Here is a 25076-nt window from a genome sequence, read left to right as displayed (position 1 = left end):
GAGCGGTCGTGACCGTGCGGGGACGGTCAGCCGAAGGTCGAAGCGGTGCCGACGCAGGAGGCCGAGGTCGCCGGGCAGGAGGCGGTCGACGCGGTGGCGGCGGTGAACCAGCAGCCCAGCGCGTTGCCCTGCGGCAGTTCCTCGACGGTCATGTCGCCGTCCAGGGCATAGAGGTCGAATGCGGCCTCGTTGGTGTCCATGGATCGTGTTCCCTTCGAACGGGGTGCTGGATGGGGTGCGCGGCGAAACCGCGCCGGGACTGTCAGGTGTAGGTCGAGAACGAGGTGAAGGAGGAGGCGGTGGTCACCGGGCAGGACGCCGAGCTGGCCGTTCCCGCGGTGGACACCGACGCGAGGGCATTGCCCTCCGCCAGCGTCTCCAGCTCCATGGAGTCGTCCAGGATGTCGTCGAGTGCGTAGAGCTCAAGTTCTGGCATGGTGTGCTTCCGTTCTTCCGGTGGGGCCGGTCAGCCCGCGGATGCGGCGGTCATGACGGTCGACGCACTGCTGATGGGGCAGCTGGCCGTGGTCGCGCTGGAGGTGGTGCTGTAGGTGGCCAGCGCCACGCCCTCGGGGACGTACTCGACGGACAGGTCGTCACCCAGGTCGATGCTGTGGAGGTCCAGTTCCCACGCGTTGGCGTCGGTCATCGGATCACTTCCTTCTGTTGCCTTGGTGCTTGGATCACCGGTCGCCGGTCGGCTCCGGAGCTATGGGGGGCGGTACGGGTGCACCACCGAGGGCCAGGGCGAAGAGCTGATGCCGGCTGGCCCCGTCACTGCGCAGCGGCAGTCGTACGGAGGCGGGGATGAACCCCGCGAAGACGGTGCCGACGAGACCCAGGGCCACGGCGTCGAGCCACATCGTGTACGCGGCTGCCGAGGTGCGGGTCATCAACGTTCGGTAGCCGTGCGCACCGTAGAGGTCACTGGCGCGGTCGAGGTCCGCGGCGAAGGAGATGATGGCCGGAGCGTCACAGAACTCCCGCTGCACCGTCAGGCTGTGCAGGGCTTCGCCCTCCGGCAGCGGTGCGACCGGCACGTAGGAGCGTGCCGTGTCACCGACGGTGTCGAGGCCGTACATCCCCGGCTCCAGACCCGAGAGCCTGAAGGCCACCACGCTCACCTGGAGCGGTAACTGCTCCGACTCCTCCGGCCAGGTCCGACGGTCAGCCTCGATGCCCCGTGCGACCACATCGGCCACGAGTGAGGCTTCGATCTGTCCGGGGTCGAAGAACCGTATGGAGCGCCGGTGCTGCAACACGCTGAGCAGGGGTGCCCTGTCCCGGTGCCCGGCGTCGAAGCGGACCGGCGGACCCAACGGTACGGGCGGCTGGGGTCCGGGCCGGGTGGACTGCGGTGCGGTGGCGGTGCCCGCTCCGGGGGCCGGCGACCTGAAGGCGGTGAGGAGTTCCGCAGCGAGGTCGTGCGGGCTGCTCATGTGGCGTCTCCCAGGTCGATGACGGCCGTGATCGGTTCCATGTCGGGGTTGATGCCGAGCGCCGCCGCGATGGCGTCGTCGTCCCAGCGGGGACGCAGTGCGAAGCCGACACCGAGGACATGGGCGGCCTCACGGGCGGTGGCCTGGGCACAGCCGCTGTCGAGCAGCACGATCCGCAGCGCGAAGGCGGAGTACTTGCGGGCGACCTTCGGGAAGTCTCCGGTCAACACGATGCTGAGCGGCTGGTCACCTGGGACCGCGTCCGAGCGGGTGGACAGTCGGGCGAGCCGGTGCTCGGCGGGGACGTAGCCGTAGATGCCGGGTTCGATGCCCGGGACGTCACGGACGACCGTGTACGCGGTCACCGACCCGATGTTGCCGCCGCTCGCCGTCCAACGGGCCACCTTGTCGGGGTAGTCGGCCTTGATGCCCGCGGTGACGGACAGGAGCAGCGACAGGGTGTCCAGTCCGGGCGCGATCGTCACCGCCCGGCCCGGGCCGCCGTCGAGCCGGTTGTGCTCGGGCGTCGGCAGTGCGACGGCGGGAGCGACCGGCCAGGTCCGCGAGACGCGCTGGAGCGCCAGATTCGACGGCTTGTAGTGCATCTGGTGCGCCTTGATGTCGGCGAACTCCTTCGGTGGCATGGCGACCGAAGCCTCGAATCGGGTGGCCGGTGCGGCGCGTTCCACCAGCGGCCCTTCGGAGACGGAGCAGCGTCGACAACCGGGCCGGGTCGCGGATGAGGTGTCCCGCTGGCTGAGGGTTTCGAGGTCCAGCAACCTCCAGCGCATCGGCAGCGGGGAGGGCGTCGTCCGGGAGACCACGGAGAACACATCGCGGGCGAACAGCGAGGCGGCGAGCTGGTGGTCACCGTCGATCGGTGCACGGTCGTCGTCGCCGTGCTCGTCGACGGCGGTGAGGCAGTCGAGGCACGGCGTCGAGCTGGGGTCGACCAGGGGGCCGAGCGCGGCGCGCCGACCGTGCACGCTCAGCCGCAGCAACGGGACGCCCTTGTCCCAGCAGTGCTCCGCCAGGGTGTGCCGGGCGCTGCCCGCACCGGTCCCGTCCGGAGTTCGGGCACCGGTTTCGGCCCAGACCACGAGGGTCGCGCGTTCGGTGGGGGCATCGCCCGTGCCCACGGCGACCGGCAGGGAACCGGCGAGTTCGTCCCGCAGCAGTCCACACAGTGCCGGGTCGCCGAAGAGTTCGAGCCTGGCGTGGTGCAACCGGGCGGCTGCCTGCTCCCAGCAGGGGTTCACCTCGGTCGCGCTGCCCACCCGGGACAGATAGTCGGCGAGGCGGTCGTCGATGTCGGTGGCCCCCTCCGGCAGTGCGTCCCGGGGTGGGCCCTCCTCGATGACACCGCAGGTCCACAGCAGCGAGAGCGCCTTGAACACGACCTCTTCGGGTAACCCGAGTTCCGTGGCGAGGACGTCGTGGGTGCGTTCGCCGTCGAGGAGGTCGAGCAACCGGGGCAGCATCTGGGTGGCGGACCTACCGCGGAAGAGCTGCTTCTTGGGCGGGCCCGTCACGACCACCTGGTCGGCCTCGGTACTGATCACGAGGCCCCGGCGCAGTCGCGGCCGAAGGGGAATGCGCAGCTGTGGGTCGAACCGTGCGGCGGAGCCCACGGTCTCGGCCGTCATCATGGATCGGTCGTTCACACTGTCCGCCCTTCGTCGATCGCGGCGAGCCGACCCCACAGGTCGTCGCTCGTGGCCGCGGTACGACATCGCGTACATCGATTGACCGCGGTGACGGTGGCCCTGCTGGTGGCGCCGGTGATCTGGTCGAACTTCCGTACGGTGCCGCCGATCGGCTCGTCGTCCTCGGCCGGACGCAGCGCCTCCGCCACCGCCTGCCGGGCGAAGGCGGCGGCCACCCCCACGTGATGCACCGGATAGCCGCTCGGATAGCGGTCCCCGGTGTCCGCGGCGGGGTGCTCGGTCCGCTTGTGCTGGTTGCGGCGCCGGTCATAGCACTGGTGGCAGGCCGTGCGACCGGGAATCACCACGGGGCCGCACAACACCTCCGTGGCCGTGGTGTGGACCCCGAACCAGGGCGTGCCCCAGGCGAAGGCGGCCCGGTCCGTGGCCTCGTTGATCCGGGGCCGCTCCTGGGCGGTGGCCACCATGATCAGATCGGCGCGGGGCCAAAGGCTCGGATGGGTTCCGTTGTCCATCTCCAGCACGGTGATGTCGTGTTGGTTCTGCTGCGGGTCGTGTTGCAGGCGTTGTGCGACGTCCTTGCCGAACGCCCCGGAGGCGAGAAGAAGGAGTTGACGGTTCATGACACCCACCTCAGGCGAAGGGCTGCGGATTGGGATTGATGCCTGCCTCGTCGTGCACGGGGTGCCCCATCGCGCGAGGGGCGTCGTACAGCCGCGGATGAGCGAGGTAGCGGGCCCGGTGGGCGAAGGAGAGGGGCATCAACTGCGGCACCATGACCCGTACGACGGTCGCCCCCACCTGCCGGGCCTCGTCGGTCGTGATGTCGACGACCACGGCTTCGCAGCCCGCCCGGGACAACCGCTGGAGCAGCCAGGGCAGTTCCTGCGCACCCTGCGGCGGTCGCGGCAGATCGGCGAAGCGCCGTACCGGGCGATCGCCCTCCAGCAGGAAGTCGAACCGATCGCGCTTGTCGGGCTTGCCCGCGAGGAGTGCGCCGCCGATCACACTCACGATGTCCTTCTGGTCGTCCGGGTTCGTGTGACGGCTGGCGTGGGAGCGGAGCGCGATGCGCAGCGAGGCGGCTTCGCGGTGCAGTTTGGCGATGGCCTTGCCCGGGTCGGTGTCGCAGGTGGCGACGACGAGTTGGGCGAGATCGGCGTCGTGGTCGGCGAGTTGTACACCGTAGATGACCGGAATGCCCAGGTCCGTGGTGGCATCGAAGAGCAGGGTGCGGATGTTCTCGTTGGCCGCGCGTTCGACGAACGCCCGGTGCTCGGGAGCGAGGTCCGAGGGTTCGAACTCCAGTCGGGGCAGCCGTAGGCGCTGGAGCCAGGTCAGGGCGATCGAGTCCCGTTCGACGACCTCCGTCAATCCGTTCGCCACGGCTGCCAACGGGTCCGCGTGGGTCGCGCACCCCGTGGAGACCGGGTGCACGAAGCGTTCGGCGATCGAATCCGGTGTGCACTTGAGATAGACCAGGACGGCCGGTACGTACACCTTCCGGCCTCGTGCGAAGGACCAGCCCTCGACCCAACGCAGGGGCATCCGCGGGTCGGTGGGCACCAGACCGCAGCGGGGATCGGCCAGTTCGGTGGCCGAGAGGTTCGGCCACTCCCAGGGCGGTATGGCGTCCTCGCCGAGCTCTTCGGCCGTCGCCCAGATCATGTCCTCGGGCGACCAGGCGCAGGACGAGTACCGTTCCAGCGATTCGGCGGTCGCGAGGTGCGCCGCCGTCTCGCGGTCGAGGGCGCCGCCGGCACCGTCGAAGTTGCCGGAGGAGGCTTCGTGCTTCCACTCCGTCTGTGTGGCGAAGACGGCTCCGGGATTGCCGAGCGATCCCGTGTAGACCGCGAAATCCGGTTCCCCCTCGGTGACGGGCAGCCAGGTGAGCCGGGACACCAGCCCGTACGGCGACACCAACTGCCCGATCCGGCGCAGGGACTCGGGGACTGCGACGCCCTGGGGCGTCGACTGGAGTGTCGTCATTCCTCACCCTCCTCGGTGATCGGAAATCCGGCCGGGTCGCCGAGACCTCTTCCAATTCGCATCCGTTGAGACCGCAACAGGAAATCCCTTGTTCTGGACGGTGCAACTCCGCTTCACACCATGGCTGGAACATTTGCAAAACATGTTGCTTTGGGACCACTAGCGAGAGCGCAGGCGACGTGTTTGACTCCGTTGGGCGCCGCGAGGGCCCGGATTTCCGACCGTTACGATCGCCTCCAGACCTCTACACGTGTTGGACAGGTCAGGACGCTGTTCGCTGAGACGAAGGAATTTTTTCAACCGGGGGTGAACGGATTGGACGAGGCGCGTGAGGAAGGCTTCGCACGGTACGTCGTGGGGGCTCGCCCAACACTCAGACGCAATGCCTTTGTGCTGGTGGGGGACTGGTTCGCCGCTGACGATCTTGTGCAGCAGACGCTGATCGCCTTGTATCGGAGCTGGGAGCGGCTGGAACGCCACGACGCTCTGTGTACCTACACCCGCACGGTGATGGTGCGGTTGTTCATCGATGAACGACGAAGACACCGCTGGACCCGCGAACTGCTCCAGGACTCGGTGCCCGAACCGGTGCCCGAGCCGGAGGACGCAACGCGGGTCGGGGACAGGCTCGTCCTCCTTAAGGCGTTGTCAGCACTCTCCGTTCGGCAGCGAAGTCTCGTTTACTTACGCTACTGGGAGGACCTCAGCATCGACGACGTCGCGCGGATCATGGACTGCTCCGCCTCGACCGTCCGAAGTTCCACCTCGCGAGCGCTCCGGATCCTGCGGGACCGGCTCGGTGGCCTCGGAGCCCCGCTGCGAGAGGACGACTCAGTGTGAACTCGATGTCTCCGCACTCCGGCGACGCCCCCCATCCCTTGAACTTCCCTGCACCACCTGGCGAAGCGCGCCGGCAGCGGATTGACCCTCGGCGGAGTCGACGGCGACCTCCCGCTCCCCACCATGAGAGGGAGCCCGAGCGGTAACGCCCCCGACCGCGTGCTCCCGGTGCACCCTGTGTGTCGTCCACCCGCCGGCGCGTGCCACTGCTGACCGCAACTCGCGCCGGGGGAGGTGAAGGGTTTCGAGTACGCCCGATCGATTCCCCTTTGCCATGTCAACGACCATTCGGCATCCGAACTCCCCTCATTGGCGTACGACGGATCGTCCAGTCGGGAGGTCGTGCGGAGTCGACCACGGTGTCGTCGTCGACCGTTTCCACGCTCGACGCAGCAGCTCGGTCTGCACATGTGAGCTCGACGGTCCCGACCGGGGCGGGTCCGATCGCCCGCCGAGAGGACGGGCGGGGTGCGAAGGCGACCGATCACGACGACGGACGGGTCCATTGCCCTGCGGCGACCGGACCAGAGCGGGCGGAATGGGTTTGATCACGTGTTTTACTCCACCGATTCCCACGGTGATGACGGGCACGCCCGTGTGATGTGGAATTGCAGGTTGGGCGCCGGTTCCCGCTGTGATCGGACCACGCCCCTTGCCAAAGATCTGGCAGCCCGGCAATCTTGGTGGGGTATGTACGGCATCAACTCTGCGGTATTTGCCAGAAGATATCCAAAGGGAACCTTGCCAGGATTCCAGTGAGGCTCAATGAGTTCTGCATATGCTGGTCGAGCCAAACTGTCTGCGTCACTATCTCCATGGGACTGAGTCATGAGTGAAGTCGGGCGAGATCACACTTCGGAAAGCGACCGGGATGCTTCCGAATCGCTTCGCGACGCCCTGCACACACTCCTGTGTTCGGCCCCGGCTCCGCCTCCTCGACTGAGCGACCTGGAACTCCTCCAGGAGATCCGTGATGCTTCCAATCGGGCGCCGGAGGGCTTGGAATGAGGCTTGGAATGAGAAAATCGCCGTCCTCGTGCCGATCGTGGCTGATCGTGCCCGCGCCGGGCCGTCGCGCCGGGCCGTCGCGCTGACGGCTGCCCGGGTTGAAATGGTCGGGCGGGCGCAGCAGGTCGTCCGGTTCGTCAAAGGTGTGACCGCGACCACGGCAAGGGTGTGACCGCGACCACGCCGCGGTTCCACGACGCATTCGGGATCGACCCCGCCAGTCCTGAGTGCGTCCTTGGTGAGCGCCCCGGCCTGTCCAAGGCGTACGCCTGCGGAGGCGGCCCCAGGCACGGCCCGTCTCCGGTGGGCATTTCCCGGGCCGACACCCGAGGGCCCGTACCGTCGCCTCGACCTGCCGCTTCGAACCGGACCCGGCGTCGGCCGTCCCGGTGCCCGTGCTTAGCTGGTCCTATGATCGATGACTTTCTCGCTGGGGACCTGTCCGTTGTCGAAGAGGCGATGCGCAAGGCTGCGGCTGCCGAGATCATGCCGCGTTACCGGCAGCTGGCCACGCACGAGATCGTCGAGAAGAGTGGTCCGCACGACTTGGTGACGATCGCCGACCGCAAGGCGGAAGAGCATCTGACGGCCTCCCTCACCGCTATCCTGCCCGGCTCGGTCGTCGTCGGTGAGGAAGCGGTGCACGCCGACCCCTCGGTGTACGAGGCCCTCGGGCGGGACGCTCCCGTGTGGATCGTCGACCCGGTGGACGGGACCCGTCAGTTCGTCCGGGGTGAGACCGGGTTCTGCACCCTGGTCGCCCTCGCCGTGCAGGGTGAGGTGTTCGCCTCCTGGACCTATGCACCGGTACGCGAGGAGATGGCGATCGCAGTACGGGGGAGGGGCGCGTGGTTGGACGGTGTGCGCCTGCTTCCGGGTGAGCCGGCGCCCGGTGCCGTGCTGCGGGTGGCCATGTCCCACCCCGACTACACCACTGAAGCCCAGAAGCGGGCGCTCCTCGGTCTGGACACCGAAGGGGTCGCCGCGCGCCCTTGTGGGTCGGCCGGACTGGAGTACTTGGCCGTGGCCCGGGGAGACCTCGACGCGGTGGCGTTCTCCTGGGAGCAGGCGTGGGACCACGCTGCCGGGCTACTGCTGGTGGAGGAGGCGCAGGGAGCGCATCTGACCCTGGCGGGGGAGAGGTTCCGGATCGGCGGATCCAACGTCCTGCCGTTCACTGCCGCACGTACCGCAGCGGTTGCGGAGCGGATCCGCGCCCTGCTGGCCTCCGGATAGCACGGAGGCGGCGCGCCAGGTCACTCCAGGAAGGATCGGCGCGGCCGGCCAGTGGTGCAGACACTGCCTGCCCCCGGCTGCGCCGCCCTTCCGGGGTTCGGCACCCGGGTCGGCACTCACGGTCCGTGCCGACGTGGGCAGTCGTCCGCACCACCGGTCCCCACCCGTTGACACCCGGCGGAATATCCTGGTTGCCTGCCGTCGTCTGACGAAGGAGCCCGAACGTGCCGTCGATGCTCGATGCCGTGGTCGTGGGGGCGGGCCCCAACGGACTGACCGCCGCCGTCGAACTGGCCCGCCGAGGATTCTCCGTCGAGGTCTTCGAAGCGCGGGACACCGTCGGGGGTGGTGCCCGCACCGAAGAGCTGACCCTGCCCGGTTTCCGCCACGACCCGTGTTCGGCGGTGCATCCGCTCGGCATCGGGTCCCCGGCCTTTCGACGCATGCCGCTCGCGCGCTACGGCCTGGAGTGGCTGCACCCCGAACTGCCGATGGCGCATCCTTTCGACGATGGCACCGCGGCGGTGCTCTCCCGTTCGGTCGCCGAGACCGCCGCGTCCTTCGGACCTCGTGACGCAGGAACCTACCGCCGGCTGATGGCCCCCTTCCTGGGGCGTTGGGACACGCTGTCCCAGGACTTCATGGCACTGCCGCTGACCACACTGCCGCGTCACCCCTGGCAACTGGCCCGCTTCGGGAGCGTGGGTCTGACCCCCTCCACCCTGCTGATGCGCCGCTTCCAGGACGACCGCGCGCGGGCGCTGATCGCGGGTCTGGTGGCGCATGTCATCGCCCCGCTGAACGGAGTGGCCACGAGCGGGGTGGGCCTGTTGTTCGCCCTCGCAGCGCACGACAAGGGTTGGCCGTTGCCGAGGGGAGGCTCGCAATCCATCTCCGATGCGCTCACCGCCTACCTTGAAGACCTCGGGGGTGCGGTGCACACCGGCTTCGAGGTCAAGCGGCTCGATGATCTCCCGCCCGCCCGGGCCTATGTCTTCGACACCTCACCCACGGCACTCGCACGCATCGCCGGGCTGGGTCGTGCCTTCGACCGGTACCGCTACGGCGCGGGTGCCTTCAAGATCGACTACGCCCTGGACGGGCCGGTGCCGTGGACGGCACCGGATGCGCGCCGTGCGGGCACCGTACAGATCGGCCCGTCCAGCGCCGAGATCGGCGCGGCGCTGAACCAGGCCGTGACCGGCACCCCACCCCGTAAACCGTTTCTGATCACCGCCCAGCCCAGTCTGGTCGATCCATCCCGTGCTCCGGCGGGCCGGCAGGTGTTCTGGGCGTACGGACACGTCCCCCACGGCTGGGAGGGGGACCTCACGGATGCCGTCGAGCGGCAGATCGAGCGTTTTGCACCGGGGTTCCGCGATCGGGTACTGGCCCGGGCCACGGCCGGACCGCCGCAACTCGCCGCACGCAACGCCAACTATGTCGGCGGTGACATCGCGTGCGGCACCACGGGCGGTCTGGGACTGCTGCTGCGTCCGGGACCCACGCTCTTTCCCTATGCGACCCGTCATCCGGCGGTGTTCCTGTGCTCGTCGGCGGCCTGGCCCGGGCCGGGTGTCCATGGAATGTCCGGTCACAACGCGGCCAAAGCGGTGTGGCGGGCACTGCGCCGTGCCCCGCGCCGCTGACACCGGCACCGGCACTCAGCTCGGATCGGGAAGCGCCCAGGGCAGCGGCTGGCTGTGCACGATGTGGAGTCGTGAAACCGCGCGGGTCAGCACCACGTAGAGCCGTGGGAGACCGCGGTGCTCAGCCCGGGCGATGGCCGCCGGTTCGACCACGACCACATGGTCGAACTCCAGTCCCTTGACCGCGGACGCCGGGAGCAGGCTCACGCGCTCCTGCCCCGCACCCGGTTGCGGTACGGCTACCCCGGCAGCGCTGAGCGCCTGGTGCACCGAGCGCACCTGGGCGTCCGCCGCGATCACGGCGATCGAGCCCTCCCGGAGGAGCGCGGCCCGTACGGCACCGACGACCGCGGCCATGGTGGCTGCGGTGCCGGTCGCGTCGGTGGTGGGGTCGGCCCGCTCGATCCGCACTTCACCGTCCCGTCGTAGTGAGCGCATGGGCGGCACGGCCGCATCGAGCTTCTTCAGCAGGCCGTTCGCGAGTTCCGCGACTCCCCGGGGGACCCGGAATCCGGTGTTCAGCACCACGACCGGGGCTTGCGGTCGCCCGAGATGGGCCAGTGTGTCGCTCCAGTTGCGGGCAGCCCATGGCGTGGTGCCCTGCGCCAGGTCTCCGAGCACGGTGAGCGAGCCGAAGGCACAGCGGCGGGCGATGGCCCGGCACTCCATGGGCGACAGGTCCTGTGCCTCGTCGACCACGATGTGCCCATAGCCCCGAGGGTGCTCGATCAAGCCCGCGAGTTCATCGAGGAGTACCGCGTCCGCCTCGGTCCAGCGTCCCGACGCGATCGTCCCCTCGGGGTGCGCCCAGCGGAGCGCCTCTTGTTGGTCCTTGCTCAGGAGGTTGTCGGCCGCGCGCTCCAGCACTGCCCGCCGGCCGAGTAGTTCGGTCAGCACCACCTCGGGCGAGACCTTGGGCCAGACCGTGTCCAGGAGCGCGGTCAGGGCACGTGACCTGGTCGTCTTCTGCACCCAGCCGGAAGGGCGGGGCCCGGCCCGCCGCTCGGCCTGCTGCTGGACGAGGTCAACCAGTCTGGTCCGTACCCGCTCCCGCCCCACGGCGTAGGGCAGTTCCTCGGACAGGGTCACTCGGACGCAGTGCTGAACCTCCTCCGGCGCGACGCGCCAGCGCGCGGAGCCGTCCTTCACCACCAGGCCCTCGGCGCGCTCGGGCCGCACCCGGGCGTACAGCGCGCGCCGCAGGACGCCGGCCATGCGAATGTCGTGCTTGACGACCGCCGTCTCTTCGCGGTCCTGTGCACCCACCGGACGGCGGGTGATCTCGTCCTTCAGGGTGGAGTGCCGCACGTCGTGTTCGCCGAGCGCAGGCAGCACCTCGCGGACATGGTCGAGGAAGACGGGGTGGGGGCCGAGGACGAGCATCCCGCTGCGCTGGATGCGTTGGGGGTGGGTGTAGAGGAGATAGGCGGCGCGGTGTAGCCCCACGGCGGTCTTCCCGGTGCCGGGCGCGCCCTGTACGCACAGGGACGCGCCGAGTTCCTGCCGCACCAGGTGGTCCTGCTCGGGCTGGATGGTGGCGGCGATGTCCCGCATCGGCCCGATCCGCGGGCGCTCGATCTCCTCGGTGAGCAGGGTGCTCGCGTGGGTGTCACCGGCGAGCAGGTGCTCGTCCTCCCAACCGGTCAGATCGGTGGAGTCCCCCGCACTGCCGGGACGCCAACCGAACCGCCTGCGGACGGCGATGCCTTGGGGGTCCTGCGGACCGGCCTGGTAGAAGGCGCGGGAGACGGGGGCGCGCCAGTCCAGGACCAGTGGTGGTTCGCCGGGCTGCGGGGCGATGCGCAGCCGGCCGATGTGATAGCTCTGGCCTGCGTGTTCGGCCGTCGCGGTGGTTTCCGGGGTGAAGTCGAGGCGCCCGAAGAACAGCGGACCGGGCGGGATCGCCCGCAACTCCTTGGCCCGGGTGCGCAGTTGGTAGCCCAGCACCTCGGCGTCCGCGCCGGAGGCCGATGCGTTCTCGCCGATGACCACCTGCTGGTTGGCGTCATCAGTCATGGCGGTGAGCGCGGCGCGGCATCGGTTGTGGTGGGCGCGTTCCCGGTCGAGTGCGTCGAGTGCGTCGAGTGCTTTGGGTGCTTCGCGTGCGTCGGGTGCGTGAAGGGCTTCGAACGCGTGGCAGCCGGATGCGTCGGGGTGCGTCATCCCGGCAGGATAATGTAACTCGGGAAGATTTTTAACTTGGTTAAATTTTACGATCACCCAAGATGGGCCAAGCCGTTCTCCAACTGGGCGAACGCCGCCTCCGCCGCTGCCACCGCCTCAGGCCAGAGGTCGTCCGCCCTCGCACCCGCCGAAATCCGCCGCCAGTTCTCCTGGGCCAGGATGCGGCGGACCGCCACGATCTGCCCCGCCGCCAGCAGCCGCCCGACACCGCCCGACCCCCCACCGAGAGCCGCGGCCAGCGCGTTCTCGTCACGCTCCACATGAAGGTGGAGCCGCGCCAGCAGCGAAGGAGTCCCGTAGAGCAGCCGATGGAAGGCGAGCACCTCGGCCTCATCGTTCAGGCCGGTCACCGGATCCCGCCGCTCCAGCCCCGTCAGGAAGTGCCTCAGCAGCGCCTCCAGGACCGAACTGCCCGCGCCACGGCCGGCCACCACCCGGGCCGCCTCCCCCTGGTGGTCGACCAGTCGGTGCAACACCAGGTCCTCCTTCGTCGGGAAGTACCGAAAGAGGGTCGGTTTGGACACGTCGACCAGGGCCGCCACTTCGGCGACGGTCACCTGCTCAAAGCCCCGCTCGACGAAGAGGGTGATGGCGGTGTCCGAGAGTCGCCGGTACATCTGCTGCTTCTTGCGCTCCCGAAGACCGCCCGTGTCATCCATGGGCAAGGAGCGTACGCCCCGGATCACCAGGTCCGCGCCCGCACGGGGACCGTCTCCGCTAGGGTGCCCCTCGGTCGACGCCCCGCTCAGCCGGGGTGTACGACAGTCACCGCATCGGGCCGCTGCACACATCACTCGCGCACATCACAACCCCAGGCAGTCGAAGGTTCATGTCGTTTTCTCGCCAGCCGCCGGCCCTTCCCGTGACGGATGCTTGAGTCATGCACACCGACACCGAGCGCTGCGTACGCGCCGTCCAGTCGAAGGACGCCCGCTTCGACGGCTGGTTCTTCACTGCCGTGCTCACCACCCGGATCTACTGCCGTCCCAGCTGCCCCGCCGTACCGCCCAAGGTCCAGAACATGACCTTCTACCCCAGCGCCGCCGCCTGTCAGCAGGCCGGCTTCCGCGCCTGCAAGCGGTGCCGGCCCGACACCAGCCCCGGCTCGCCCGAATGGAACGCCCGCGCCGACACCGTCGCCCGCGCCATGCGGCTGATCGGTGATGGAGTGGTGGACCGCGAAGGCGTCCCGGGACTGGCGACCCGGCTCGGCTACTCCACCCGCCAGATCGAACGGCAACTCAACGCCGAACTCGGCGCGGGCCCGCTCGCCCTCGCCCGGGCCCAGCGCGCCCAGACCGCCCGGGTGCTGATCGAGACCACCGCCCTCCCCATGGCCGAGGTCGCCTTCGCCGCCGGATTCGCCTCCATCCGCTCCTTCAACGACACCGTGCGCGAGGTCTTCGCCCTCACCCCGGGAGAGCTGCGCACCCGTGCCAGCCGGCGCACCGGCGATGATCGCGGCATCCGCACCCCCGGAGTGATCTCCCTACGGCTGCCGTTCCGCGCCCCCCTCAACCCCGACAACCTCTTCGGACACCTCGCCGCCACCGCGGTCCCCGGTGTGGAGGAGTGGCGGGACGGTGCCTATCGACGCACCCTGCGCCTACCGCACGGCCAGGGGATCGCCTCCCTCTCACCCCGCCCCGACCACATCGCCTGCCGGCTCTCCCTCACCGACTCCCGCGATCTGCGGATCGCCATCAGCCGCTGCCGCTGGCTGCTGGACCTCGACGCCGATCCCGTCGCCGTCGACGACCAACTGCGTACGGACCCGCTGCTCGCCCCGCTCGTCGACAAGGCCCCTGGACGACGGGTGCCGCGGACCGTGGACGCGGCAGAGTTCGCGGTCCGGGCCGTGCTCGGTCAGCAGGTGTCCACCGCGGCGGCCCGCACCCATGCGGCCCGACTGGTCACCGCCCACGGCGAGCCGATCGAGGACCCTGAAGGCGGACTGACCCATCTCTTCCCGAATCCCGCGGCCCTGGCCGGCCTCGACCCCGAAGCCCTGGCGTTGCCCCGGAGCCGGCGCACCACTCTCACCACCCTCGTCGGCGCCCTGGCCGACGGCTCGCTCCGCCTGGGCCTCGACAGCGACTGGGACGAGGCCCGGGCGAGACTCTTCGCACTGCCTGGCTTCGGCCCCTGGACGGTCGAAGTGATCGCCATGCGCGCCCTCGGCGATCCGGACGCCTTCCTCCCCGGCGACCTCGGCCTGCGCCGAGCGGCAGCCGACCTCGGCCTGCCCGCCACCCCGGCCGCCCTCACCGCCCATGCGGCGGCCTGGCGACCCTGGCGGGCGTACGCCGTCCAGTACCTCTGGGCCACCGACGACCACCCCATCAACCACCTCCCGGCTTGAGGCGCGAGACCGCACGACCGGGGGAGACGGAACGACCGCGGAAGACGAGGAAAGCACCATGACCAGAGCGCACACGACCATCGACAGTCCCTATGGTCCGCTGACCCTGGTGGCGACCGACGGCGTGCTGAGCGGCCTGTACATGACCGAGCAACGCCACCGGCCCGCTCAGGAGACCTTCGGCGATCCGGACGCCGCACCCTTCACCGAGGCCGTCCGGCAGTTGGAGGCGTACTTCGCCCGGGAACTCACCGAGTTCGACCTGCCGATGCACCTCGACGGAACGCCCTTCCAACGCAGCGTCTGGCAGCGACTGTTGGCGATCCCCTATGGACAGACGCGCACCTACGGCGAACTGGCCCAGGAGTTGGGCAACGCCAACGCCTCCCGGGCCGTCGGCCTCGCCAACGGGAAGAACCCGGTCGGGATCATCGTGCCCTGCCATCGGGTCATCGGTTCCTCCGGGAACCTCACCGGGTACGGCGGCGGGCTCGGACGCAAGCAACAACTGCTGGAGTTCGAATCGGGACCCCCGGAGGACTCCCTCTTCTAGGACAGGGCCGGCAACCGGATGCGGGCACCTCAGGGGCCCGCATCCTTGAACCCGTCCCCTGCCGTCAGTCGAATTGCTCCAGGAGCCGGGGGAGCGAGGTCCCGATCGGCTCGCGGATCACCTCGTGCGCCCAGGCGTCGTACGGCGTCGGTTCCGCGTTCACGATCCACAGTCGGGCTCCGTGCTCGGCCGCCAACCCGACCAGGGAGGCCGCCGGTTGTACCTGGAGCGTGCTGCCGACCGCGATGAACACCTCACTGGCCTTGGCGATGCTCATGGCCGCGGCCAACACCGACGGGTCGAGGTGCTGACCGAACATCACCGTCGCGGACTTCAGGATCCCACCACAGGCGGGGCAAGCAGGGTCCTCCTCACCGGCGGCCACCCGCTCCAACGCCTCCGCCATCGTCGAACGGGCCGCACAACGGGTGCAGACGACGGTGTGCGCCGAACCGTGCAGCTCCAGCACCTTCCGCTCGGGCGTACCCGCCTGCTGGTGGAGGCCGTCGACATTCTGGGTGATCACCCGTACGGCGTGTCCCGAACGCTCCTCCAGCCGGGCCACCGCCCGGTGCGCCGCATTCGGCTCCGCCCGCCAGGTGCTGCTGTCGCGGCGCATCAGCCAGGAGCGCCGACGCACGTCGGGGTCCGCCATGTACGCGTCGTACGTGACGAGCTTCTGGGCCTCGGGATCGCGCCGCCACAGCCCGCCAGGTCCGCGGTAGTCCGGGATGCCGGAGTCCGTGGATATGCCGGCACCGCTGAAGATGGCCACGAGAGTCATGCGGCGAGCGTACGCAGCGCCCCGGGGCCCCGCGAGCCCATTTCGTCCCCTGTTGCACCCGGAGTGCGGCGATCCCACGGCCCGCCGCACTCCAGGCCCGACACCGGGTTCCGCGGTGCCGGGAGGAGCCACCGGGCGCCGGATAGGGTCGGCTGCGACGCGGCTTCCTGGGCAACGGCAAGGGATGCGAAGTGACGATCGGTGCGGTGGTTCGACCACCATGGGTGCTCGTCGCGGCGGACAAGTTCAAGGGCTCGCTCACCGCGGTGGAGGTCGCCGAACGCGTGGCGACGGGGCTGCGGCGAGTCCTTCCGGACCTCATCGTCGAGGCGCTGCCCGTTGCCGACGGTGGCGAAGGCACCGTCGCCGCCACGATCGCAGCCGGATTCGTCCCGCACCACGCACGGGTCTGCGGTCCGCTCGGCGATCCGGTGATGGCGAGCTACGCCCTGCGGGAGGGCACAGCGGTCCTGGAGATGGCACAGGCGTCGGGCCTCCAGCGACTCCCCGCCGGGGTCCGTGCTCCGATGACGGCGACGACCTTCGGTACCGGGGAGCTCCTCCGGGCCGCCGTGGACGCGGGTGCGGTCCGGATCGTCCTCGGGGTGGGCGGCAGCGCCACCACCGACGGCGGCATCGGCATGCTCACGGCACTCGGCGCCCGCTTTCGCACCCGGGACGGTACTCCACCTGGGCCGGGTGGTGGAGCGCTGGGCACCTTGGCCGATGTCGACCTCCATGATCTCGACCCCAGAGTCCTGGCGGCCGAACTGATCCTCGCCAGCGATGTGGCGAACCCGCTGACCGGCCCCCAGGGGGCCGCATACGTCTATGGCCCCCAGAAGGGAGCCACTCCCGAGCAGATCGCGGCCCTGGATGCGGGCCTGGCGCACTATGCGTCCCTGCTCGGGCCCGCGGCGGTGGACACGCCCGGTGCGGGCGCGGCGGGCGGCGTCGGCTATGCGGCTCTGACCGCGCTCGGGGCGCGGGTCAGGCCGGGCATCGAGGTGGTTCTCGATGTGGTCGGCTTCGACCGGGCCCTGTCCCGAGCGACGCTGGTGATCACGGGCGAAGGTGCCCTGGATGCGCAGACCCTCCAGGGCAAGGCACCGGCAGGGGTGGCTGCGGCTGCACGCGGCAAGGGCGTCCCGGTGGTCGCCGTGTGCGGTCGGCTGGAGCTGACCACGGAGGAACTGGCCGGGCTGGGCATTCAGCGGGCGTACTCCCTGCTGGAGCGCGAGCCCGACGCGGCGCGGTCGATGCATGAGGCCGGCCCGCTCCTTGAGGAAGTGGCCGCGACGCTGGCGCGGGACCTGCTGGGCTGAGCCCCGGCGCCCCCAGCAAGCGGGTGCTGCGGTCGGCACAACGGGTGCCCCGGACATGAGTGAGGGCCCGGACACCTGGTGTCCGGGCCCTCACCCACTGTGCAGTACGTACTAGAGGTGCTGTGCCGCCCGTGCCTCGCGGCGATTGTCACGGAAGGTGTTGACCCGCCGTGCGGTGGCGAAGAGCGGTATCACCGCACCGAGCACCACCTGGAGCGCACAGCCCGTCTGGAGCAGCAGGTGTCCGCCCGGTGCATCGAAGGCCCATGCGGCCAGCAAGCCCATCGCGGACACTATCCAGCCGAGCATCGCCACCGCGAGGACTCCTCGCGGCTTCGGGTACTCGACCCGGCTCACCATCAGCCACGCCGTACCGATGATCGCGAGCAGCGTCGGAATGAACGGAAGCTCCAGCAGGACGATGGAGACGACGGTGAGCGCACCGAAGGGACTGGGCATCCCCTGGAACATGCCGTCCTTCATCGTCACGCACGAGAACCGCGCAAGCCGCAGCACCACCGCCAGGAGCACCACGATCGCGGCCACCGCCGAGACCTGTGGATGCGCGTCCTCCGCGACCATGCCGTACACCAGCACGAAGTAGGCCGGGGCCAGACCGAAGCTGATCAGATCGGAGAGGTTGTCCAGCTCCGCGCCCATCGGCGAGCTGCGCAGCTTGCGAGCCACCAGTCCGTCGAAGAGGTCGAAGATCGCGGCCAGCAGCATCAGGATCACGGCGGTCGCGGCACTGTGCCGCGCCATGCCCGATTCCTGGCTGCCGGTGAGATGCGGGATCAGGATTCCGGTGGTGGTGAAGTACACCGCCATGAATCCGCAGGTCGCATTGCCGAGTGTGAGGGTGTCCGCTATCGAGAGCCGCAGTGAGAGCGGCATCTCCTCCGCGTCGTCCTCGTCCTCCGCCTCGGCGACCCAGCCGGCCTGTGTCTCTGGATCAATCACGGTCAATGCGAGTCACCCCCGCGGTCGTGGTCTGCCCGACTTCGACCGCGACGTCGACACCTTCGGGAAGGTAGATGTCGACGCGTGACCCGAAGCGGATCAGACCGATCCGATCGCCTTGCTCGACCTTGGTGCCCTGGGGCACGTACGGCACGATGCGACGGGCCACGGCCCCCGCGATCTGCACCATCTCGATGTCGCCGAGTTCGGTGTCGAAGTGCCAGACAACGCGTTCGTTGTTCTCGCTCTCCTTGTTGAACGCGGGGACGAAGCCGCCGGGGATGTGCTCGACGGATGTCACCGTTCCGGCCAGCGGCGCGCGGTTGACATGAACGTTGAGCGGGCTCATGAAGATCGCGACGCGGGTGCGGCCGTCCTTCCACGGCATGATGCTCTGCACCACACCGTCGGCGGGTGAGATGACCCTTCCCTGGGTGATCTCACGCTCGGGGTCGCGGAAGAACCACAGCATCCCCGCCGCAAGCGCGGTGGTGGGCACGGCGATGGCGGCGGCGCGCCGGGAGTGGCGCGCACGGGCCAGGCTGAGTGCGGCGGTGGCGACGGTCGGCAGAAGCCACGGCGATGCTCCGCGTGCGAGGCGGACACGGCCGCGAGGTGCAGAGGTTTGGCTGTGGGGCATGGATGACCTTCGTAGCGGATGAGGCCGCGCTGGCAACGGGGATGGCGGCTTTCCGTCGATGCTATCGGTTGCGAGCCGCAACTGGGAAAGCCAGCAGCCGAGTCGACGATCGAAACGTGTTGATCAGGTGTGATCTTGTTTGCGAACGAATCAACCCAAAAGCGACAATTACCCCTGGAATCGGTACTCCTCAAGCAGTCGACGGCCAATGATCATTTTTTGAATCTCAGCGGTGCCTTCACCGATGAGCAACATGGGCGCCTCACGGTAGAGGCGCTCGATCTCGTACTCCTTGGAGAAGCCGTACCCGCCGTGGATGCGGAAGGCGTCCTCGACGACTTCCTTGCAGTACTCCGAGGCGAGGTACTTCGCCATTCCGGCCTCTAGGTCGTTTCGTTCCCCAGAGTCCTTTTTGCGTGCTGCATTCACCATCATCGCATGGGCCGCTTCGACCTTGGTGGCCATTTCGGCCAGCTTGAACTGAATCGCCTGGTGCTGGGCGATCGGCTTGCCGAAGGTGTGCCGCTGTTGTGCGTAGGAGATCCCCAGCTCGAAGGCGCGCTGGGCGACCCCGCAACCACGCGCTGCAACATTGACCCGGCCCACCTCGACCCCGTCCATCATCTGGTAGAAACCCCGGCCGGTGGCCCCTCCCAACACGCGATCCGCAGGCAGGCGCAGCCCGTCCATGATCATCTCGGTGGTGTCGACGCCCTTGTACCCCATCTTGTCGATCTTCCCCGGGATCGTCAGCCCCGGACGGACCTCGCCGAACCCGGGCTCCTTCTCCACCAGGAAGGTCGTCATCGACTTGTGCGGCGCCGCGGTGGCCGGGTGTCCTTCGTCACTGCGCACCAAAACGGCCACCAGGGATGACGTGCCACCGTTGGTCAGCCACATCTTCTGGCCGGTCAGCAGATAGTCGTCGCCGTCCCGCACCGCCTTCGACGTGATGGCCGACACATCCGAGCCGAGCGCGGGTTCCGACATGGAGAACGCACCGCGCACCTCGCCCAACGCCATCCGTGGCAGGAAGGTCGCCTTCTGCTCCTCCGTGCCGTGCTGCTTGAGCATGTACGCCACGATGAAGTGGGTGTTGATGATCCCCGACACCGACATCCAGCCCCGGGCGATCTCCTCCACGCACAGGGCGTACGTGAGCAGCGACTCGCCCAGACCGCCGTACTCCTCGGGAATCGTCAGGCCGAACAGGCCCAGGTCCTTCAACCCCTCGACGATCTGCTGCGGGTACTCGTCCCGGTGCTCCAACTCCGTCGCGACGGGAAGGATCTCCTTGTCGACGAAGTCACGGACCGTCGCCAGGATCTCTTCCTGGACGTCGGTGAGCCCGTGCGTCTGGGCGAGTCGGCTCATGGCGTCACTTCTCCGTCTTCTCGGCGGTGGCCGCGGGCTTGTCGATGGGGGAGAGGGGCACGGGACGGCCGGGCTGCTCCCCGCCGCGCTCCTTGACGTACGCCTCGGTGGGGACCATCACCTTGCGTCGGAAGACGCACACGAGGGTGCCGTCCTGCTTGTGGCCGCGGGTCTCCACCGAAACGATCCCGCGGTCCGACTTGGACTTCGACGGCGTCTTGCCGAGGACGGTCGTCTCGCCGTAGATCGTGTCCCCGTGGAAGGTGGGGGCCACATGCCGTAGTGACTCGACCTCCAGATTGGCGATCGCCTTCCCCGAGACATCAGGCACGGACATGCCCAACAGCAGCGAGTAGACGTAGTTCCCCACGACGACGTTCTTCCCGAAATCGGTGGAGTTCTCGGCGTAGTGGGCGTCGAGGTGGAGCGGGTGGTGGTTCATCGTGAGAAGACAGAACAGGTGGTCGTCGTACTCGGTGACCGTCTTCCCGGGCCAGTGCTTGTACACATCGCCGACAGTGAACTCTTCGTAGGTCCGGCCGAACTGCATGGGCTCATCCCTCCGGAGCTTCGAACACGGAGGTGCGGCTCAGCCCGGCGGCGCGGCCCTTACCGGAGATCACCAGGGCCATCTTCCGGCTCGCCTCGTCGATCATCTCGTCACCGAGCATCGCGGAGCCCTTCCGACCGCCCGCCTCCGAGGTGTAGTGGTCGTAGGCGTCCAGGATCAGTTCGGCGTGGTCGAAGTCCTCCTGCGACGGCGAGAAGACCTCGTTGGCCGCTTCGACCTGACCGGGGTGGAGCACCCACTTGCCGTCGAAGCCCAGTGCGGCGGCGCGCCCCGCCACTTCGCGGAAGCCGTCCACGTTCTTGATCTGGAGGTAGGGGCCGTCGATCGCCTGGAGGTCGTGGGTCCTGGCGGCCATCAGAATGCGCATCAGGATGTAGTGGTAGGCGTCCGCGGGATAGCCGGGCGGTTGTTCACCGACCACCAGGGACTTCATGTTGATCGATGCCATGAAGTCGGCGGGGCCGAAGATGATCGTCTCGATGCGCGGGGACGCGGCGGCGATGGCGTCCACGTTCACCAGGCCCTTGGCGTTCTCGATCTGCGCCTCGATACCGATCCGGCCGACGTCCAGGCCCATGGTCTTCTCGATCTGCGTGAGCAGGAGGTCGAGCGCGACGACCTGCTGGGCGTCCTGCACCTTGGGCAGCATGATGCAGTCCAGGTTCTGGCCCGCGCCCTCGACGACGGTCACCACATCGCGGTACGTCCACTCGGTGGTCCAGTCGTTGACCCGTACCACCCGGGTCTTGCCGGTCCAGTCGCCCTCGTTGAGGAACTTCACGATGGTGTGGCGCGCCTCCGGCTTGGCCAGGGGAGCACAGGCGTCCTCCAGGTCAAGGAAGACCTGGTCTGCCGCGAGCCCCTGGGCCTTCTCCAGGAAGCGCGGGTTGGAGCCGGGCACCGCCAGGCACGAACGACGCGGACGCAGACGGTTCACGGACCGGGTCATGCGGAAACCTCCAGAGGGTCGAGCTTGTTCGCTTTTCGGATCACAGCGACGATACGGCCGATGATCTCCGTGATGCCGAAGTCCTTCGGTGTGAAGACCGCGGCCACTCCCGCCGCCTTGAGGGCGACCGCGTCCGCCTGCGGGATGATCCCGCCGACGATCACTGGAATCGGAGTGTCTCCCGGTCCGCCAGGCCCCGGGGTCGTGGCGCCCGCGGCGCGCAGGCGCGCCAGCACATCGGGCACCAACTCGGTGTGCGATCCGGACAGGATCGACAGCCCCACGCAGTGCACGTCCTCCGCCAGGGCGGCGGACACGATGTGCTCGGGCGTGAGACGAATTCCCTGGTAGATCACTTCGAAGCCGGCGTCACGGGCCCGCACCGCGATCTGCTCGGCGCCGTTGGAGTGTCCGTCCAGACCGGGTTTGCCGACCAGCAGTCGCAGCCGCCCCACCCCCAGTTCACCGGCGGTCAGGGCCACCTTCTCGCGTACGGCCGACAGGGCGGGTCCCAACTCCCCCGCCACCGCGAGGGGGGCTCCCGCCACCCCGGTCGGCGCCCGGAACTCCCCGAACACCTCGCGCAGGGCCCCTGCCCACTCCCCGGTGGTGACACCGGCCCGGGCGCATTCCACGGTGGCCGGCATCAGATTGTCCGTCCCCGCCGCGACCTTCTTCAACGCGGTCACGGCCGCGCTGGCCCGGGGTTCGTCGCGTTCGGTGCGCCAGGCGTGGAGCGCGGTGACGACGCGTGCTTCGTTCGCCGGGTCGACCGTCATGATCGCGGCATCGAGATCGGCGGTGAGCGGATTGTCCTCGGTGGACTCGAAGATGTTGACGCCGACGATCTTCTCTTCGCCGGCCTCGATCCTCGCCCGGCGCTCGGAGTGCGAGGCGACGAGTTGCGACTTGAGGTAGCCCGACTCCACGGCCGCCATCACACCGCCCATCTGCTGGATGCGGTCGATCTCGGTGGAGCACGCCTCCTCCAGTTCGGCCACCTTCGCCTCGATGACGTGCGAACCGGCGAAGATGTCCTCGTACTCCAGGAGGTCGGACTCGTGAGCCAGCACCTGCTGGATGCGCAGCGACCACTGTTGGTCCCAGGGGCGCGGCAGGCCCAGCGCCTCGTTCCAGGCGGGGAGTTGCACCGCACGGGCCCGTGCGTCCTTGGAGAGGGTCACGGCGAGCATCTCCAGGACGATGCGCTGCACGTTGTTCTCCGGCTGCGCCTCGGTCAGGCCCAGCGAGTTGACCTGGACGCCGTAGCGGAAGCGGCGCTGTTTGGCGTTCTCGATCCCGTAGCGCTCCTGGGTGACGCGGTTCCAGAGGCGGGAGAAGGCCCGCATCTTGCACATCTCCTCGATGAACCGCACGCCCGCGTTCACGAAGAACGAGATGCGGGCGACCACGTCGCCGAACTGCTCCGGCGCGACCTGTCCGGAGTCCCTGACCGCGTCCAGTACGGCGATGGCCGTGGACAGGGCGTAGGAGACCTCCTGGACGGGAGTGGCCCCCGCCTCCTGGAGGTGGTAGCTACAGATGTTGATGGGGTTCCACTTGGGAATGTTGGCCACCGCGTACGTGATCATGTCGGTGGTCAGCCGGAGCGAGGGGCCCGGTGGGAAGACATGCGTCCCACGGGACAGGTACTCCTTCACGATGTCGTTCTGCGTGGTCCCCTGGAGCCCGGTGACCTCCGCGCCCTGCTCCTCCGCGACCACCTGGTAGAGGGCCAGCAGCCACATGGCGGTGGCGTTGATGGTCATCGAGGTGTTCATCTGCTGGAGCGGGATGTCGTGGAAGAGCCGCCGCATGTCCCCCAGATGGGAGACGGGCACTCCGACGCGTCCCACCTCGCCGCGGGCCAGGACGTGGTCCGGGTCGTATCCGGTCTGCGTGGGCAGGTCGAAGGCGACCGAGAGGCCGGTCTGTCCCTTGGCGAGGTTGCGCCGGTAGAGCTCGTTGGATGCTTCTGCGGTGGAGTGGCCGGCGTAGGTGCGCATCAGCCATGGCCGGTCCTTGCGACGATCGGTCATCAGCGACCTCAGACGTTGCGGAAGCGGTTGATGGCGTCGAGGTGCTCGGCGCGCAGTTGATGGTCGCGGACTCCGAGACCTTCGCGGGGGGCGAGGGCGAGGACGCCGACCTTGCCCTGGTGAAGATTGCGGTGCACATCGTAGGCGGCCTGTCCGGTCTCCTCCAGGGAGTAGACGCGGGAGAGCGTGGGGTGGATCTTGCCCTTGGCCACCAGTCGGTTGGCTTCCCAGGCTTCGCGGTAGTTGGCGAAGTGGGAGCCGATGATCCGCTTGAGGGACATCCAGAGGTAGCGGTTGTCGTACTCGTGGGTGTAGCCCGACGTCGAGGCGCAGGTGACGATGGTGCCGCCCTTGCGGGTGACGTAGACGGAGGCGCCGAAGGTCTCCCGGCCGGGGTGCTCGAAGACGATGTCGACGTCCTCGCCGCCGGTCAGTTCACGGATGCGCTGGCCGAACCGCTTCCACTCCCGTGGGTCCTGGTGGTGCTCGTCCCGCCAGAACCGGTAGTCCTCGGCGGTGCGGTCGATGATGGCGTCCGCGCCCATGGCCCGGCAGATCTCGGCCTTCTGATCGCTGGAGACCACACAGATGGGGGTGGCGCCGCCGGCGAGGGCGAACTGTGTGGCGTACGAGCCGAGTCCACCGCTGGCGCCCCAGATCAACACGTTGTCGCCCTGCTTCATGCCGGCGCCGTTGCGGGAGACCAACTGCCGGTACGCGGTGGAGTTCACCAGACCGGGAGCCGCGGCCTCCTCCCAACTGAGATGCGCGGGCTTCGGCATCAGCTGGTTCGACTTGACCAGGGCGAGTTCGGCGAGACCGCCGAAGTTGGTCTCGAAGCCCCAGATGCGCTGTTCGGGATCGAGCATGGTGTCGTTGTGCCCGTCCGACGACTCCAACTCAACGGAGAGACAGTGGGCCACGACCTCATCACCCGGCCGCCAGGCGTTCACCCCGGGCCCGGTGCGCAGCACCACACCCGCGAGGTCGGAGCCGATGACGTGGTACGGCAGGTCGTGCCGTCGCGTCAGCTCCGAGAGCCTTCCGTACCGCTCCAGGAAGGCGAAGGTCGCCAGTGGTTCGAAGATCGACGTCCAGACCGAGTTGTAGTTCACCGACGAGGCCATCACGGCGACCAGCGCCTCGCCCGGGCCCAGTTCGGGCACCGGCACCTCGTCGAGGTGGAGCGACTTGCGGGGGTCCTTGTCCTTGGTCGCCAATCCGGCGAACATCTCGGTCTCGTCCTTGCGCACGGTCACCGCGCGGTAGGACTCGGGCACGGGCAGCGCGGCGAAGTCGGCCGGCGTGGTGTCCGCCGACTGGATCGCGTCCAGGATTTCCTTCACGGTGTTGCCTCCGGCCAAGCGCATCGGGGAAGTCCAGGGGGGAGATGCCCCGCGGAATGCGGAATTGAGGGCGTTCTGCTGTGGAGGTGTGCCGTCGGTTCGGCGGGTGGTGCCTGGGGCAGCGCGGGTGGGCGCGGCGGGAGCCTGTGACGCAGGCGTCC

The 25076-nt window shown here is 68.8% G+C and carries 23 protein-coding genes; 6 read left to right on the top strand and 17 right to left on the bottom strand.

Features of this window, described 5'->3' with window-relative positions; all coding sequences use genetic code 11:
• Positions 1–26 precede the first annotated feature (26 nt).
• The 7 genes from ACFXJL_RS20580 to ACFXJL_RS20550 all read right to left on the bottom strand — a co-directional run bounded on the left by ACFXJL_RS20580 (position 27) and on the right by ACFXJL_RS20550 (position 5095).
• The gene (locus ACFXJL_RS20580) at positions 27–200 is read right to left on the bottom strand and encodes a thiocillin family RiPP (protein ID WP_329024778.1); all 174 of its coding nucleotides are present in this window, start codon (positions 198–200) and stop codon (positions 27–29) included.
• 62 nt (positions 201–262) lie between these two features.
• Positions 263–436: a thiocillin family RiPP gene (locus tag ACFXJL_RS20575; protein ID WP_358877879.1), complete on the bottom strand. Its 174-nt coding sequence runs from the start codon at positions 434–436 to the stop codon at positions 263–265.
• Between the two features lie 30 nt (positions 437–466).
• Positions 467–649 (bottom strand): thiocillin family RiPP, encoded by a 183-nt coding sequence (locus ACFXJL_RS20570; protein WP_329024782.1) that lies wholly within the window; start codon positions 647–649, stop codon positions 467–469.
• Positions 650–683: 34 nt separating this feature from the next.
• The gene (locus tag ACFXJL_RS20565; protein WP_384694363.1) at positions 684–1439 is read right to left on the bottom strand and encodes a nitroreductase family protein; all 756 of its coding nucleotides are present in this window, start codon (positions 1437–1439) and stop codon (positions 684–686) included.
• Positions 1436–3103, bottom strand: coding sequence for a hypothetical protein (locus tag ACFXJL_RS20560; protein ID WP_358877877.1), 1668 nt, complete (start codon positions 3101–3103; stop codon positions 1436–1438). The genes ACFXJL_RS20565 and ACFXJL_RS20560 overlap by 4 nt, the downstream gene beginning before the upstream one ends.
• Positions 3100–3729, bottom strand: coding sequence for a TOMM precursor leader peptide-binding protein (locus ACFXJL_RS20555; RefSeq protein ID WP_358877876.1), 630 nt, complete (start codon positions 3727–3729; stop codon positions 3100–3102). The genes ACFXJL_RS20560 and ACFXJL_RS20555 overlap by 4 nt, the downstream gene beginning before the upstream one ends.
• 10 nt (positions 3730–3739) lie before the next feature.
• Positions 3740–5095, bottom strand: coding sequence for a YcaO-like family protein (locus tag ACFXJL_RS20550; protein WP_384694359.1), 1356 nt, complete (start codon positions 5093–5095; stop codon positions 3740–3742).
• A 306-nt stretch (positions 5096–5401) separates the two neighbouring features.
• Here ACFXJL_RS20550 and ACFXJL_RS20545 point away from each other — a divergent pair, with 306 nt between their 5' ends.
• The 3 genes from ACFXJL_RS20545 (at position 5402) to ACFXJL_RS20535 (ending at position 9828) form a co-directional block, all read left to right on the top strand.
• On the top strand, positions 5402–5935 hold the full coding sequence (locus ACFXJL_RS20545) for a SigE family RNA polymerase sigma factor (RefSeq protein WP_358877874.1): 534 nt from the start codon (positions 5402–5404) through the stop codon (positions 5933–5935).
• A gap of 1419 nt (positions 5936–7354) precedes the next feature.
• Complete coding sequence (locus ACFXJL_RS20540) at positions 7355–8179, top strand: inositol monophosphatase family protein (protein ID WP_384638606.1); 825 nt, start codon at positions 7355–7357, stop codon at positions 8177–8179.
• A gap of 224 nt (positions 8180–8403) precedes the next feature.
• A complete protein-coding gene (locus ACFXJL_RS20535) occupies positions 8404–9828 on the top strand; it encodes a phytoene desaturase family protein (RefSeq protein ID WP_384694356.1) in 1425 nt (474 codons plus the stop codon).
• A gap of 15 nt (positions 9829–9843) precedes the next feature.
• Here ACFXJL_RS20535 and ACFXJL_RS20530 read toward each other — a convergent pair whose 3' ends face one another.
• Together ACFXJL_RS20530 and ACFXJL_RS20525 are read right to left on the bottom strand one after the other, a co-directional pair.
• On the bottom strand, positions 9844–11991 hold the full coding sequence (locus ACFXJL_RS20530) for a HelD family protein (RefSeq protein WP_384694353.1): 2148 nt from the start codon (positions 11989–11991) through the stop codon (positions 9844–9846).
• A gap of 53 nt (positions 11992–12044) precedes the next feature.
• Positions 12045–12671, bottom strand: coding sequence for a TetR family transcriptional regulator (locus ACFXJL_RS20525; RefSeq protein WP_358877870.1), 627 nt, complete (start codon positions 12669–12671; stop codon positions 12045–12047).
• Positions 12672–12892: 221 nt separating this feature from the next.
• Here ACFXJL_RS20525 and ACFXJL_RS20520 point away from each other — a divergent pair, with 221 nt between their 5' ends.
• Both ACFXJL_RS20520 and ACFXJL_RS20515 read left to right on the top strand, forming a co-directional pair.
• Positions 12893–14374 carry a DNA-3-methyladenine glycosylase 2 family protein gene (locus ACFXJL_RS20520; RefSeq protein ID WP_384694350.1) on the top strand — a complete coding sequence of 494 codons (1482 nt, stop codon included), beginning with the start codon at positions 12893–12895 and terminating at the stop codon, positions 14372–14374.
• Between the two features lie 58 nt (positions 14375–14432).
• On the top strand, positions 14433–14927 hold the full coding sequence (locus ACFXJL_RS20515) for a methylated-DNA--[protein]-cysteine S-methyltransferase (RefSeq protein WP_358877868.1): 495 nt from the start codon (positions 14433–14435) through the stop codon (positions 14925–14927).
• Between the two features lie 64 nt (positions 14928–14991).
• On the opposite strand, the gene ACFXJL_RS20510 is transcribed toward ACFXJL_RS20515, so the two are convergent.
• The gene (locus ACFXJL_RS20510) at positions 14992–15711 is read right to left on the bottom strand and encodes a Sir2 family NAD-dependent protein deacetylase (RefSeq protein ID WP_358877867.1); all 720 of its coding nucleotides are present in this window, start codon (positions 15709–15711) and stop codon (positions 14992–14994) included.
• Between the two features lie 206 nt (positions 15712–15917).
• Here ACFXJL_RS20510 and ACFXJL_RS20505 point away from each other — a divergent pair, with 206 nt between their 5' ends.
• Positions 15918–17036 carry a glycerate kinase gene (locus tag ACFXJL_RS20505; RefSeq protein WP_384694345.1) on the top strand — a complete coding sequence of 373 codons (1119 nt, stop codon included), beginning with the start codon at positions 15918–15920 and terminating at the stop codon, positions 17034–17036.
• Positions 17037–17147: 111 nt separating this feature from the next.
• Here ACFXJL_RS20505 and pssA read toward each other — a convergent pair whose 3' ends face one another.
• From pssA to ccrA, 7 genes are all read right to left on the bottom strand, one after another.
• Entirely contained in the window at positions 17148–18002 is an 855-nt protein-coding gene (pssA, locus tag ACFXJL_RS20500) for a CDP-diacylglycerol--serine O-phosphatidyltransferase (RefSeq protein WP_329024810.1), read from the bottom strand.
• Entirely contained in the window at positions 17989–18636 is a 648-nt protein-coding gene (locus tag ACFXJL_RS20495) for a phosphatidylserine decarboxylase (protein WP_358877865.1), read from the bottom strand. Before ACFXJL_RS20495 ends, pssA begins: the two co-directional genes overlap by 14 nt.
• Before the next feature lie 168 nt (positions 18637–18804).
• The gene (locus ACFXJL_RS20490; RefSeq protein ID WP_358877864.1) at positions 18805–20010 is read right to left on the bottom strand and encodes an acyl-CoA dehydrogenase family protein; all 1206 of its coding nucleotides are present in this window, start codon (positions 20008–20010) and stop codon (positions 18805–18807) included.
• A gap of 4 nt (positions 20011–20014) precedes the next feature.
• Complete coding sequence (locus tag ACFXJL_RS20485; RefSeq protein ID WP_358877863.1) at positions 20015–20560, bottom strand: MaoC family dehydratase; 546 nt, start codon at positions 20558–20560, stop codon at positions 20015–20017.
• Between the two features lie 4 nt (positions 20561–20564).
• The gene (locus ACFXJL_RS20480) at positions 20565–21530 is read right to left on the bottom strand and encodes a CoA ester lyase (RefSeq protein ID WP_358877862.1); all 966 of its coding nucleotides are present in this window, start codon (positions 21528–21530) and stop codon (positions 20565–20567) included.
• Positions 21527–23569, bottom strand: a complete 2043-nt coding sequence (locus ACFXJL_RS20475) for a protein meaA (RefSeq protein ID WP_384694339.1) — start codon at positions 23567–23569, stop codon at positions 21527–21529. The genes ACFXJL_RS20480 and ACFXJL_RS20475 overlap by 4 nt, the downstream gene beginning before the upstream one ends.
• Positions 23570–23577: 8 nt before the next feature.
• Entirely contained in the window at positions 23578–24915 is a 1338-nt protein-coding gene (gene ccrA / locus ACFXJL_RS20470; RefSeq protein ID WP_358877964.1) for a crotonyl-CoA carboxylase/reductase, read from the bottom strand.
• Positions 24916–25076: the final 161 nt, after the last annotated feature.

Origin of the sequence: Streptomyces sp. NPDC059256 (genome assembly GCF_042753785.1) — a bacterium.
In the GTDB taxonomy this organism is placed as follows: domain Bacteria; phylum Actinomycetota; class Actinomycetes; order Streptomycetales; family Streptomycetaceae; genus Streptomyces.
Note: the sequence above shows the minus strand (reverse complement) of the source record. Positions and strands in the feature narration are given on the sequence as shown.

Bases quoted from the DNA above. Each gene is read 5' to 3' on its own strand.
- ACFXJL_RS20530 (WP_384694353.1), bottom strand. From the start codon at position 11,991: ATGACGCACCCCGACGCATCCGGCTGCCACGCGTTCGAAGCCCTTCAC.
- ACFXJL_RS20555 (WP_358877876.1), bottom strand. From the start codon at position 3,729: ATGAACCGTCAACTCCTTCTTCTCGCCTCCGGGGCGTTCGGCAAGGAC.
- ACFXJL_RS20475 (WP_384694339.1), bottom strand. From the start codon at position 23,569: ATGACCGATCGTCGCAAGGACCGGCCATGGCTGATGCGCACCTACGCC.
- ACFXJL_RS20525 (WP_358877870.1), bottom strand. From the start codon at position 12,671: ATGGATGACACGGGCGGTCTTCGGGAGCGCAAGAAGCAGCAGATGTAC.
- ACFXJL_RS20565 (WP_384694363.1), bottom strand. From the start codon at position 1,439: ATGAGCAGCCCGCACGACCTCGCTGCGGAACTCCTCACCGCCTTCAGG.
- ACFXJL_RS20510 (WP_358877867.1), bottom strand. From the start codon at position 15,711: ATGACTCTCGTGGCCATCTTCAGCGGTGCCGGCATATCCACGGACTCC.
- ACFXJL_RS20485 (WP_358877863.1), bottom strand. From the start codon at position 20,560: ATGCAGTTCGGCCGGACCTACGAAGAGTTCACTGTCGGCGATGTGTAC.
- ACFXJL_RS20575 (WP_358877879.1), bottom strand. From the start codon at position 436: ATGCCAGAACTTGAGCTCTACGCACTCGACGACATCCTGGACGACTCC.
- ACFXJL_RS20490 (WP_358877864.1), bottom strand. From the start codon at position 20,010: ATGAGCCGACTCGCCCAGACGCACGGGCTCACCGACGTCCAGGAAGAG.
- ACFXJL_RS20550 (WP_384694359.1), bottom strand. From the start codon at position 5,095: ATGACGACACTCCAGTCGACGCCCCAGGGCGTCGCAGTCCCCGAGTCC.
- ACFXJL_RS20520 (WP_384694350.1), top strand. From the start codon at position 12,893: ATGCACACCGACACCGAGCGCTGCGTACGCGCCGTCCAGTCGAAGGAC.
- ACFXJL_RS20570 (WP_329024782.1), bottom strand. From the start codon at position 649: ATGACCGACGCCAACGCGTGGGAACTGGACCTCCACAGCATCGACCTG.
- ACFXJL_RS20480 (WP_358877862.1), bottom strand. From the start codon at position 21,530: ATGACCCGGTCCGTGAACCGTCTGCGTCCGCGTCGTTCGTGCCTGGCG.
- ACFXJL_RS20540 (WP_384638606.1), top strand. From the start codon at position 7,355: ATGATCGATGACTTTCTCGCTGGGGACCTGTCCGTTGTCGAAGAGGCG.
- ACFXJL_RS20495 (WP_358877865.1), bottom strand. From the start codon at position 18,636: ATGCCCCACAGCCAAACCTCTGCACCTCGCGGCCGTGTCCGCCTCGCA.
- ACFXJL_RS20515 (WP_358877868.1), top strand. From the start codon at position 14,433: ATGACCAGAGCGCACACGACCATCGACAGTCCCTATGGTCCGCTGACC.
- ACFXJL_RS20580 (WP_329024778.1), bottom strand. From the start codon at position 200: ATGGACACCAACGAGGCCGCATTCGACCTCTATGCCCTGGACGGCGAC.